Below are 12,082 nucleotides of genomic sequence, written 5' to 3'. Positions count from 1 at the left end.
CCCGGATTTCAGCGTGCGGAGCTGACCGCCTCGGCCACACTGGTGGCCAGCCGCTGGGCGATTTCCTCGTCGGCCGCCTCCACCATCACGCGGATCATGGGCTCGGTTCCCGAGGGGCGCAACAGGATTCGGCCCGTGTCGCCGAGTTCGGCCTCGGCTTGCCGCACCGCGGTCTGCACCGACGGCGCCACCGCGGCCGTGGCCTTGTCGGCGACCTCGACGTTGACCAGCACCTGCGGCAGCGTCTGCATCGCCGAGGCCAGGGCGGCCAGTGACGAGCCGGTCTGCACCATGCGGGTCATCAGTCGCAGCCCGGTGACGATGCCGTCGCCGGTGGAGCCCAGTGCGGGCATCACGATGTGGCCGGACTGCTCGCCGCCCAGGCTGTAGTCGCCGGCCCGCAGTTCTTCCAGCACGTAGCGGTCACCGACGCCGGTGGTGCGCACCGTCACGCCGGCCTCGCGCATCGCCAGATGCAGTCCGAGGTTGCTCATCACCGTCGCCACCAACGTGTCGGAGGCCAGTTCGCCGGCGTCCTTCATCGCCAGGGCCAGCACCACCATGATGGTGTCGCCGTCGACGAGTTCACCGCTGGCGTCCACGGCCAGGCAGCGGTCGGCGTCGCCATCGTGCGCCAATCCGAGGTCGGCGCCGTGTGCGGTGACGGCCGCCCGCAGCGCTTCCAAGTGAGTGGACCCGCAGCGGTCGTTGATGTTCAGGCCGTCGGGCTCGGCGTTGATCGCAATGACCCGCGCGCCGGCCGACCGGTAGGCGCTGGGCGCGGCCGCGGCGGCGGCACCGTGCGCGCAGTCGACCACGACGGTCAGACCGTCGAGCCGGCTGGTGCTGGCCTTGCCCACGTGGCGCAGGTAGCGGTCGGCGGCGTCCTCGGCGTCGATGACCCGGCCGATCCCGGCGCCGACCGGCCGCAGCCCGGGACCGGCGGCGACCAGGTCCTCGATCTGGTCCTCGGTGTCGTCGTCGAGCTTGTGGCCGCCGGGGCCGAAGATCTTGATGCCGTTGTCGGGCATCGGGTTGTGCGACGCGGAGATCATCACACCGAAGTCGGCGTCATAAGCGCCGGTCAGGTAGGCCACCGCGGGAGTCGGGAGTACCCCGACCCGTAGCGCATCCACACCCTCGCTGGTCACCCCGGCGATGACGGCGGCTTCGAGCATCTCGCCGCTGGCCCGCGGATCGCGTCCGATCACGGCGACGCGCCGGCCCGAACCCGACGAACTGGTCAGGTGCCGCGCCGCGGCGGCGCCCAGTGCCAGCGCCAGTTCGGCGGTGAGCTCGCGATTGGCCACCCCGCGGACGCCGTCAGTGCCGAATAGTCGACCCATGCGGTCAAACCTCTCACAGTTGGCTCACAGATAGCGAATGTGCACGGAACCACTGTTGGCTGCGAGCGGGCGTCCGCCATCAGCGACACGCCGAGCGGCACCCGCTCGCAGCCCAAAAAGTGATTACCGATCAGCGCTTGCTGTACTGAGGCGCCTTGCGGGCCTTCTTCAGTCCGTACTTTTTGCGCTCGGTGGCACGCGGGTCACGGGTGAGGAAGCCGGCCTTCTTCAGCGCCGGCCGGTCCTCGGGCGTGGCCAGGATCAGTGCGCGGGCAATGCCCAACCGCAGCGCGCCGGCCTGACCCGATGGGCCCCCGCCGTGCAGCAGCGCGTAGATGTCGTAGCTGTCCACCCGCTCCACGGTGACCAGCGGCGCCTTGATGAGCTGCTGGTGCACCTTGTTGGGGAAGTAGTCCTCCAGGCTGCGCCCGTTGAGGTCGAACTTGCCGGTGCCGGGCACCAGGCGCACCCGCACCACGGCCTCCTTGCGGCGGCCGACGGTCTGGATGGGACGTTCGAACACGAACGAATCGGCGACCGGCGCGATGTCGGCCGCGGTCTCGGTGACCTCGGCGGTCTCCACAGTCTCGGTCATTGCGCCACCTGCTTGATCTCGTACGGAAGGGGCTGCTGGGCGGTGTGCGGATGCTCCGGGCCGGCGTAAACACGCAGCTTCTTCTGGACCTGGCGGCTCAGCTTGTTCTTGGGCAGCATGCCGACGATCGCCTTCTCCACCACGCGGTCGGGGTGCTTCTGCAGCAGCTCACCGATGCTCCGCTTGCGTAGACCGCCGGGATACCCCGAGTGGCGGTAGGCCATCTTGCTCTGCAGTTTGTCGCCGCTGAGGGCGACCTTCTCGGCGTTGATGACGATGACGAAGTCACCGCCGTCGACGTTGGGCGCGAACGTCGGCTTGTGCTTGCCGCGCAGCAGATTGGCAGCTGCGACGGCAAGGCGGCCAAGCACCACGTCCGTGGCGTCGATGACGTACCACGACCTCGTGGTGTCACCCGCCTTGGGCGCGTATGTGGGCACAGCGCTTACCACTCTTTCTCTTCGAGCCGATTTCTCGGCTAGGGATCCCGGTGCGACCGGGGGCCGGTCAGGCGTGTGCGGTGGGTTTGGTCTCGGCGACCGACATTGACCCGAGGACCCTGCATACCCGCACGCCAACGGTGCAGCTTACCGATGCGTATCCCCGCAGGTCAAAAGCGCCCCCAGCGGCCGGCTGTTCGGCGGTCCGCGGTTGCCACCTCATCGGCGCCGTCCCGGACCGCGTTTCCCAACTCGACCAGGATCTGGTTGAGCGCGGTGGCGGCCTGGTGCCACTTGAGTTGTTCGACCTGGTAGGCGGCCGCCGCCTCCCGGGTCCACAGCTGCTGCAGCGGCGCGATCTGCGACCTGAGCTCCTCCAGCGCGGCGTTGAGACGCGTCGAGGTGGTGTGAATCTCCTGTCGGACCGCGTGTTCGATCGCGGGGAAATCGTAGGCCAGCACCGACTCCCCGGCCATCACAGATTGCCTCCGGTCGCAGCGATGCGCTCGGCGTGGTGCTGACCGGCTTCCCGCAGTGCGGCCTCGCTGTACCGGATGGTTTCGGCGATCTCGTGCAACACGCGGTAGAGCCGGGTCGACTCGGCGTTCCAGCGGTCCACCACGTCCTTGAACCGCGCGGCGGCAAACCCTCCCCACGTCGACGCGGGCACACTGCCTACCCGCCCGATGAAGGCGTGCAGCATTGACCGGATTTCCTCGTTGCGGGCATCGGTGGTGGCCGCAACCGAGCGCATCAGCTCGAAGTCGGTGTTGAGTGTGTTGGCATCCGTCACTCGCTTCTCCTTTCGCTATGAGGTTCGACCCCGGCCGGGCCGGTTCGGTTCCAATCAGTCAACGGCGTGCGCCGACCGCACAGCCTGCTCGCAGGCATCGCGGACCGTCTCCGGGGTGGCGGTGCGGTTCTGACATCCGATGCTGATCCGCACCGGCCCGTCGACCAGCACCGTCCACCGCACGTCGTGACCGGCTCGGACCTCGCGATAGGTCACCGCCGCCCGGCCGGCGCTGCTGCCGGCGGGATCGAAGTCGACGAATACGCCCACCGGCTCGGCGTCGATCGCTCGTCTCAATCGCTGGGCAGCACCGCTCAGGGTCTCACCGGGTGTCGGCGTTTGCGTGACGTGCAGTGCCACCTCGGGATCTGTCGGCGAGGTGACCTGGACGCGCGCCGAACCGGGTCCGGAGACCACCCGCTGCGCGACCCAATCCGCGGGGATCGTGACCGCCACCCTCCCCTCGACCAGCACTCTCGTCGGCTCCGAGCGGGCGACGGGCACCGGACGCGGCTTTTCGGCCGCCAACGGCGGCACCGCGAAACCCAACCCCGTCACCGCCGCGACCGCGAGCGCGACCCGCGCGGTCGACCGGACCCGCGTCCGCCGGACGACGGCCGCTGCCGGCGCAACGTCTATCGCGCCGGCCGCCGCGGCCAGCCGCGCCAACCGCGCTTCGCCGATCACCGTCACCGACTGCTCGGGGCACCTGCGCCGGACTGCCTCGGCGATCGCCCCGGCGAGCTGCGCTAACCCCGGGACCGGGCCGGCAGCATCGATCAGCACCGGCTCGGTGCCGGCCGGCGACGCGACGGCGCGGGCGACGTTGTCGGCGACGGCACCGGGTTCCCCCAGGCGCGGCACCGCGACGGTCTCGGGGCCCGCGACCGCCACCAACCCGTCGGCGATCTCCACCGCGACCGCCCGGGTCTGGTCTCCGACCGCGGTCGCGAGCAGCCACGACCGCGGTCGGACCGCGACGCTGCCAACCGACGTCGCCGCGGCGGTCACCACGGCTACTCGCGCCACCGACCACCACGACGGATGCACGACGATCGCACCGTCGTCGTGTCCGTCGGTAAGCCTCCGCAATACGGTGGACCACAACACGTCGACGGGTACCGGCTCCTCGTCCAACAATGCCACTGGGTCGTCGATCGCTTCGCACGCAACCACGGCCGCATCACCTATACCGACTGCGGCACAACACAATCGACGAGCAACGCACGGGCCCGCGGCGATGACGGCACGGTGGGCTCTCATCCGGGTGGACTCCACGCAACCTGAATCAGCTGCTCGACGCCGGGACGGGTGACGAGCGTCCCGCGACCCGGCGGCAACGGAATCGGCGGACTCGTCCCGAGCAACGGGCCGTCGTCGGGACGCCCACTCATCATCAACTCCATACCGCCCAGGTCGCGCAGTCCGGCCAGCAGCGGCTCGAACAGGGCGCGGGCGGCGCCGCCGCTGCGCCGCGCCACGATGACGTGCAGCCCGAGATCCGTTGCGAATGGCAGATATTCGAGCAACTCCAGCAACGGGTTTCCGCTGCCGATGCTCGCGACCAGGTCGTAGTCGTCGACGACGAGGTAGAGGTCCGGTCCGGTCCACCAGGACCTGGTCCGCAGTTGCGTCTGGCTGACGTCCGCGCCCGGCATCCGCGCACGCAGTATCCCGATCAAAGCCGGCAGCGCCGCACTCAGCGAGGCGGGTGACATGGCATAGCCGCCAAGGTGTTCGGACTCGACGACGCCGAGCAGGGTACGCCGGAAGTCGACCACGAACAGCCTCGCCTGCTCGGTGGTGTTGGTCCGGACGATCTCCCGGCACAACAGCCGCAGTGCCGCGGTCTTTCCGCAGCCGTTGTCCCCCAGGATCAACAGATGCCCGCGGGACTCGAATTCGGCTGTGACCGGCGACAATCCACCTTCCCCGATACCCAGCACGGCGCCACTGGGACAATCCGCCACGAGCGCCAGATGGTCCACCTCGTCGGGCAGCAGCGGAATCGGAGGCGCCCCGAATGCCCCGGCTCGCAACGCGACACCGCCCAGCTCGGGCTTCGCGATCATCATCTGCAGACCGTCCCGGGACAGGCCACGGCCGGGTCGGTCGGTGGGCACGTGCCGGGCCCGCGCCCGATCCAGTTCGGAGTCCGCGGGGTCGCCGAGCCGAAGCTCGATCCGGGTGCCGATCTGGTCCTTGAGCGACGGCCGGATCTCCGGCCAGCGCGACGCCGACAACACCACGTGCACACCGGAGGAAAGCCCTTGCTTGGCAATCGCGGTGATCGTCTCTTCGATCCCCGCGAACTCATGGCACAGGGCGGCCCATCCGTCGATGACGAGGAAGACATCGGCGGACGGTTCCACGGTCGATTCGCGACGGCCGTGGTCGGCCTCGCGGCTCCTGGACGTCGATTTCATCTCCGCGACCATCCGCCAGACCAGATCCGGGGTGCTGCGGTCGGCCACGTCCCCAACGTGTGCCAGCTCGCGCAGGGACGAAAGCACGCCGCCACCGAAATCCAGGCAGTAGAACTGCACCTGCCCCGGATCGTGGGTCGCGGCCAGCGCGGTGACCAACGTGCACAGCGCGGTCGACTTACCCGATCGTGGCGCTCCGACGACGGCGACGTTGCCTGCGGCGCCGGACAGATCGACGACGAGCGGGCTGCGGGACTGCTCGTACGGGCGGTCCACGATCCCGACCGGGGCGGTCAATCGTGTTGGGGGATGGTCGGATAACAGCGACCCGAGGCTCGGCGCCTCGTCCATCGGCGGCAGCCACACCCGATGTGCCGGCGGCCCGTGGCCGGCCAACCGGTCCAATACGGTATGCATGACCGACACACCGATGGACCCGGCGGAGCGCAACGCCTGGTCGGCGGCGGAGGTGAAGCGGCGCACCCGCGGCGGTCCCGCCGGCGGCTCGATTCGAAGCGGGCCAGAAACGTATGCAGCCTGGAAGCGGATCGGTTCCCCGCTGGAGGTCCGCAGGAAACCGGCGCCGGGTGTGCCCGGCAGCTCGTAGGCGTCGAGAGTACCGAGCACGGTGCGTGATTCACTGGCGGACAACGTCTTCAGGCAGATGCGGTAGGACAGGTGCGCTTCCAGACCTCGTAACCTTCCCTCGTCGAGTCGTTGACTGGCCAGCAACAGGTGCATCCCCAGCGAGCGGCCGAGTCGCCCGATCGCGACGAAAGTGTCCACAAAGTCCGGATGTTGACTGAGCAGTTCGGAGAACTCGTCGACGATGACGAACAAAGCGGGCAACGCAGCCGATCCGGGGCCCCGCGCTTGGTTGTAAGTCGCCACACTGACCGCGCGAGCCTGCCGCAGCAGTTGTTGACGACGGTTGATCTCGCCTGCCAGCGCGTCGTGCATCCTGGCCACCAGCGGTGCTTCGTCGGCCAGATTGGTGACCACCGCCGCCACGTGCGGCGCGCGGGCGAAGTCGAGAAACGTTGCCCCGCCTTTGAAGTCGATCAGCAGCAGGTTGAGCGCCTCGGGCGAGTTGCGCGCCATCATGCCCAACGCCACGGTGCGCAGCAGCTCCGACTTTCCCGAACCAGTGGCTCCCACACACAGCCCGTGTGGACCCATGCCCCGCTCCGCGGCCTCCTTGATATCCAGCTGCACGGGTTGACCGGAAACGGTGGTGCCGATCGGAACGCTCAACATGGCACCTCGGCTGCCGTTGCACCACAACAGGTTCGGATCCAGGCTGCGGACGTCACCGATCCCCAGCATGCCGGCCCAACCCTCGTCGCCCTTCGGTGCCGATCCCCCGTACGCCGCCAGAAGGCGCGCACACGCCAACGCGTCAGCCTCTTCCAGATGATCGGGCGACTCGGGCACGTCGACCCCGTCGCAATGACGCACCCGCACCGACGGCGCGTCACTGCCCACTTCCAGGACGGTGACGCCGGCAGGGGCGGCTTCGGCGGGACGGCGGGAATCGACGACGAGCACCCGACGCGTGGACACACCGTCGGCGACAGGTCGGTTGTGCGGCAACCACTTCAACCATTCCCAGTGCCGCTGGTCGCCGGCAACCGCGGTGATCGACAGTTGCTCAGGCGAATGCGCCACGGCCAGCTGGCAGATGAGCGCGCGGAGCAGACCGCGCACGAGGGCCGGCTCACCGTCGACCGTCACTACGCCGTCCACTCGGATCACCACGGGCGCCTCGATGGTCGAATGACTGTGCAGAAACCGTTGCTGCGCAGCGACGCTGAGCGGATCGCACCGTTGCGGGTTCTGCCCGGCTATCAGTCGGGCGGCCAGCGGCACGGGCCCGATCCCGACCCGCGCCCGGCAGAAGTCCGGATCGCCGCGCTGCCGCGCCCACATGCGCGGGCCACCGACCAGAGTCCACAGCATCTGCGGATCGGGGAACGCAGCAAGTGAATTGTGCTGCGCGGCGGCGACTTCGGTGACCTCGGCGCGTAGCCCGCTCAAGTACCCGAAGTAGTGGGTCCGGTCGGCGTTGACCGAGGCGGCTCGCCTGCGGCCACGGCCGGTGACCGCCGTCACCAGCAACGAGACGGACATCATCGCCGGAAGCGCGACGAAGCTGGGGTTGTGCGCCGCGGGTGTTCCGCGGAAGAAGGCTGTCGCTGTGACGGCCAGCATCCCGACCGACATGACGACCGGAAGCAGCACCGCCAGCATGCTCGACGACGCCGGGCGCGGCACCTCCGGCGGGCCGGCGACTTCGATGACGGCGGTCACGGTCGGCGACGTTAAGCGCCACCGGGAGCCCCGGCAACTCATTGTGGATGGCCGAGGACCGGGCGCACGGAATGCGACTAACGTGCCGACGATGGCTGTCTCGATGTGCCGTGTCACCGTTCATTCCGCGGGCGTCAGTACCGATCTGACGCTGCCTGCCGACGTGCCGGTGGGAGAACTCATCCCGTCGATCGTCGACCTGGCCGGCTGCACCCGTCAGGCGCCACACCGGCTCTCCCCGGTCGGGCGCGCGGCGATCCCGAGTTCGACGACGTTGGCGCAGAACGGGATTCGGGACGGTTCCGTGCTGGTCCTGAGTAGTCATGACCCGCGGCCGCCGGTGCGCCGCTGTGACGACGACGCCGAACTGGTGGCAAGCACGCTGGACAGCGCGATCTGGTCCGGTCGAACACGCCGGATGACCGCCGCACTGGCAGCGGTGTTATTCACCGTCGTCGGCGCGATTGTGCTGGCCAAAAACGCCGTTCGGCTTCCGGCGGATACGGCCACGACTGCCGCCCTGGCCGCGGCGGCCGCCCTCGGCGCACTGACAGCGGCCGCCGTCGCGCAACGCGTGTTCGGCGACCCGACTGCCGGACTCGCGCTGTCCGTCGTCGCCACCATATTCGCCACGGTTGCCGGCCTGCTTGTGGTGCCGGGCGCACTGGGCGCCCCGCACGTGCTGCTGGCGGCGATGACGGCGTCCGTCACGGCGGTGCTGGCAACGCGCATAACTGAGTGCGGTTCAACCACATTGACCGCCGCTACCTGCGTCGCGGTCATCGCCGCGCTGGCCGCTCTGACCGCTGTGGTCACCGCGGCGCCGGCGCGCACCGTCGCATCGCTGGCCACGCCGGTCTGCCTCGGACTCATCGAGGTCGCGCCGCGGTTGTCGATCTGGCTGGGCGGTCTGTCCCCCACGCGGATACGAAGCGCAGACGAGGTGGCCGCCGGGACGCGCCGGGCGGACGCGTGGCTGACCAGCCTGCGTGCCGCCTTCGCCGTGGCCGCTGCCGTCGGTGCCCTCGTCGCCGTGCTCATCACCGCCCGCGCCATCGCGCTGGCCGTTGTCACCGGCGTCGTCCTGCTGCTGCACGCGCGGGCGGACAGGAGAAGAGCGCTCGTCTTCGCCGCAACCGGGATCGCCACAGTCGCAACCACATTCACTCTCGCCGGTACCGCCGCCGCGGCGCACAACCGGTGGATTGCGGCCCTGACGGTGACGTTGGCGGCCGCAGCGATATACCTGGGTTTTGTCGCACCCGAGATATCCCTGTCACCCGTCGCGCGTCGCGGGATCGACGTGCTGAGTTGTGTGGCGCTGACTGCGGTGGTGCCGCTGGCCTGCTGGACCTGCGGTGCCTTCGGCGCCGTCCGCGGCGCGAACCTGCAGATGTGACTCGCTTGCGCGCGGTGCGTCTGTTGGTCGCGGCCGCCCTGGCCGGTCAGTGTGCGACGGCGCCGGCCCACGCGGTGTCACCGCCGCCGGTCGACGAAAAGTGGCTTCCCGCCGCCGCGGTGCCGGCTCCCCCGCAGCGCACCGTCCAGCGGGAGGTGTGCGCGGCGGCCGTGGCACGCGCCCCCGGGCCCACTCAGCTGTCCGGCCTCGACCTGCCGCAACTCTGGCAACTCACCCGCGGCGCCGGGCAGCGGGTCGCGGTGATCGACACCGGGGTCCGGCGACACCCACGCCTGAAGGATCTGGTGGGCGGCGGCGACTACGTGTCCACCGGCGACGGCACTCGAGACTGCGACGCCCACGGCACGCTGGTAGCCGGAATCATCGCCGCTACCGCGGATCCCAAGCCGGACGAATTCAGCGGTATCGCTCCCGACGTCACGCTGATCAGCATCCGCCAATCCAGCGTCAAGTTCGGTCCGGCCGGCGACCGGTCCACTACGGGTGTGGGTGACGTCCAGACTCTGGCCAAGGCCGTCCGCACCGCCGCCGACCTCGGTGCCTCGGTCATCAACATTTCGTCGGTCGCGTGCGTCGCCGCCACCGACCAACTGGACGACCGGGCGTTAGGCGCCGCACTCGCCTACGCGGTCGACGTCAAGAACGCGGTCGTGGTCACGGCGGCCGGAAACACCGGCGGTTCGGCCCGGTGCCCACCGCAGCCGTCCGGCGCCACCCACGACACCGTGGCGGTCGTGGTCAGCCCGGCCTGGTACGACGACTACGTCTTGACGGTCGGCTCGGTCAATTCACAGGGCACCCCGTCTCCGTTCACCTTGGCCGGGCCGTGGGTGGATGTCGCGGCGACGGGCGAGAACGTCACCTCGCTCAGCCCGGTCACCGACGGGACTGTCGACAGCACCGGCGAAGCGCCGATCTCCGGAACCAGCTACGCCGCGCCCGTCGTCAGCGGGTTGGCCGCACTGATCCGGGCCCGGTTTCCCGCTCTGACCGCGCGTCAGGTGATGCAACGGATCGAGTCGACCGCACACCCTCCCGCCGCCGGATGGGATCCGCTGGTCGGACACGGCACCATCGACGCCCTGGCCGCCCTCAGCACCGAGGCCACTACCCCAACGACCCCCGGCAACCCGGCTCCGGCCCGGCTGGACCTGCCGCCGGCGAATTACCGCGCACCCTCGGACAGCCGCCCGCGGCACACCGCGTTCGGCGGTGCGGCGATCTGCCTGGTGACGCTGCTGACGGCAGTGGTGACCGGCCGGCTACGGCGAACTCGCGGGAATGGTGTCGCGCGCGACTGATGCCTGCTCCCGGCTCAGTTCCGGTCCGCACGGCAACGCAGCCAGCACCGGCCACGGAGCCGGCGCGGCCGTCGACGGCAGACCCAGGGCGTGCGCTGCGGCGTCGTCGTGAATCGGGAACCGCACCCCGGTCTCGGTCACCAGATAGCGGGCGCCGGTCGGGGGCCCGCTCCCGCTGAGGCTCTGCGCCACCACGTAGACGCTGCGTGCCGGCCGGAGCGCGACGGCGTCCAGCGCCGGACCGGGACCGTCGGCTTGCGCCAGGATCGTCCCCGACGGCACGCCCTCCCCGGCCAGCAGGGCGATGTCGGCCGGGCCTGGTTGTCTGGGTGCCCACGCCGCGCACACGGTCGCGGCCCCGGAGACGGGGTTGGGCGGTTCGTCGGGGAAACCGGCAACCGGCAGGGTGTCCAGCAGCGGAGCCGCGCGGATCGCGTCGGGAGCCACTGCGACCACAGCCGCGGCGCCCTGCGAGTCACCGAACCGCAGCAGATCGGCGGTGAACCGGCCGACTCGCTGCACTCCGGCGTCGAGCACGACGTAATACTCGTCACTCGGCGTTCGCTGGATGCGCAGCACGCTGCCGACCGTGAACCCCGGTAGCCACGCCCCGGCCGGTGCGCCCGCCGCGCGGATGTGGGGGGTCGCGATGGGCGGTGCTTCCGGAATCCCGTTGAGCAAAGACTGCGCAACGCGCCGTGGGGTCTGCCCCGTCAGCCCGAGGGCACGCAGCACGGCGGTGTCGGCGACGTCCACCACCGCCCGGCGGCCGCGGTACAACAGATACGCCGGCGGACCCGAACCCGATGCCACCAGGATGGCGCGGTCGGGTTCTACCCGGCGGACGGACGGTTCCCCGCTGGACCCGACGAGCACCGTAGTCGTCTCGCCGCGCGGGCCGTCACATATCGTCCAGGTCGACTCGGCCACCGGCAGTGCCTGGGCCAGAACCTGCGGCGCACCCGGAATACCCAGCAGCGCACCGTGTTTGGCCCGAGCGAGAGCGGACTCGGGTATCGGCGTCGGGTTGTCGTCCCGCGCCGCGATCAACCGCGCGGAGGCCAGGTTCAGCACCGGATGCCAGGTTTCCCCGACCCGCACATACAGCGCTCCGGACGCCTTGCCCATCACGATCTGGAAGTCCGCAAGCCCGGGTTGCGGCCGCAGCAAAGCCAAGAAGGCACAACCGAGCACCGCGACCAGGGTCAGCGCGCATCCAGCGGCCAACGACGCCGCGGGGGCGCGCAGAGATCCGCCAACCGACCGCAGGTCCCCGCCCAGCAATGCGCATTCCAGACGCCGCAGCAGGAAGCGGTAGCCGCTGGCATGCAGCCAGGTCGGCGTCTGAAGCGGCACGGAATCTCCCGAGAAGTGGGTCAGATCGGCTTCAACGGTAAGCCGCCCGCCGGTCCGCCCGCCGCGTTCATCCACAGCCGCGGAGGTTTTGCTGC

General features: G+C 70.0%; 10 protein-coding genes. 2 read left to right on the top strand and 8 right to left on the bottom strand.

The window, feature by feature from the left end; all coding sequences use genetic code 11:
- Positions 1-8: 8 nt before the first annotated feature.
- From glmM to eccCb, 7 genes are all read right to left on the bottom strand, one after another.
- Positions 9-1,346, bottom strand: coding sequence for a phosphoglucosamine mutase (gene glmM, locus AC5Y4D_RS08090; protein WP_499991905.1), 1,338 nt, complete (start codon positions 1,344-1,346; stop codon positions 9-11).
- 130 nt (positions 1,347-1,476) lie between these two features.
- The gene (gene rpsI / locus AC5Y4D_RS08085) at positions 1,477-1,941 is read right to left on the bottom strand and encodes a 30S ribosomal protein S9 (protein ID WP_499991901.1); all 465 of its coding nucleotides are present in this window, start codon (positions 1,939-1,941) and stop codon (positions 1,477-1,479) included.
- The gene (rplM, locus tag AC5Y4D_RS08080; protein WP_499991899.1) at positions 1,938-2,381 is read right to left on the bottom strand and encodes a 50S ribosomal protein L13; all 444 of its coding nucleotides are present in this window, start codon (positions 2,379-2,381) and stop codon (positions 1,938-1,940) included. Before rplM ends, rpsI begins: the two co-directional genes overlap by 4 nt.
- A gap of 170 nt (positions 2,382-2,551) precedes the next feature.
- Entirely contained in the window at positions 2,552-2,857 is a 306-nt protein-coding gene (locus AC5Y4D_RS08075; RefSeq protein ID WP_499991896.1) for a WXG100 family type VII secretion target, read from the bottom strand.
- Entirely contained in the window at positions 2,857-3,174 is a 318-nt protein-coding gene (locus tag AC5Y4D_RS08070; protein WP_499991894.1) for a WXG100 family type VII secretion target, read from the bottom strand. Before AC5Y4D_RS08070 ends, AC5Y4D_RS08075 begins: the two co-directional genes overlap by 1 nt.
- 54 nt (positions 3,175-3,228) lie before the next feature.
- Positions 3,229-4,437 (bottom strand): type VII secretion-associated protein, encoded by a 1,209-nt coding sequence (locus AC5Y4D_RS08065; protein WP_499991891.1) that lies wholly within the window; start codon positions 4,435-4,437, stop codon positions 3,229-3,231.
- A complete protein-coding gene (gene eccCb, locus AC5Y4D_RS08060) occupies positions 4,434-7,952 on the bottom strand; it encodes a type VII secretion protein EccCb (protein WP_499991889.1) in 3,519 nt (1,172 codons plus the stop codon). Before eccCb ends, AC5Y4D_RS08065 begins: the two co-directional genes overlap by 4 nt.
- Positions 7,953-8,001: 49 nt before the next feature.
- Here eccCb and eccD point away from each other — a divergent pair, with 49 nt between their 5' ends.
- On the top strand, positions 8,002-9,309 hold the full coding sequence (gene eccD, locus AC5Y4D_RS08055) for a type VII secretion integral membrane protein EccD (RefSeq protein ID WP_499991886.1): 1,308 nt from the start codon (positions 8,002-8,004) through the stop codon (positions 9,307-9,309).
- Positions 9,306-10,631, top strand: coding sequence for a type VII secretion-associated serine protease mycosin (mycP, locus tag AC5Y4D_RS08050; RefSeq protein WP_499991884.1), 1,326 nt, complete (start codon positions 9,306-9,308; stop codon positions 10,629-10,631). Before eccD ends, mycP begins: the two co-directional genes overlap by 4 nt.
- On the opposite strand, the gene eccB is transcribed toward mycP, so the two are convergent.
- On the bottom strand, positions 10,593-11,987 hold the full coding sequence (gene eccB / locus AC5Y4D_RS08045; protein ID WP_499991882.1) for a type VII secretion protein EccB: 1,395 nt from the start codon (positions 11,985-11,987) through the stop codon (positions 10,593-10,595). The genes mycP and eccB overlap by 39 nt on opposite strands.
- Between the last annotated feature and the right edge of the window lie 95 nt (positions 11,988-12,082).

The sequence above is a fragment of the Mycobacterium sp. NGS67 genome (genome assembly GCF_059812185.1).
This window is presented reverse-complemented; position numbering and strand designations above follow the sequence as displayed.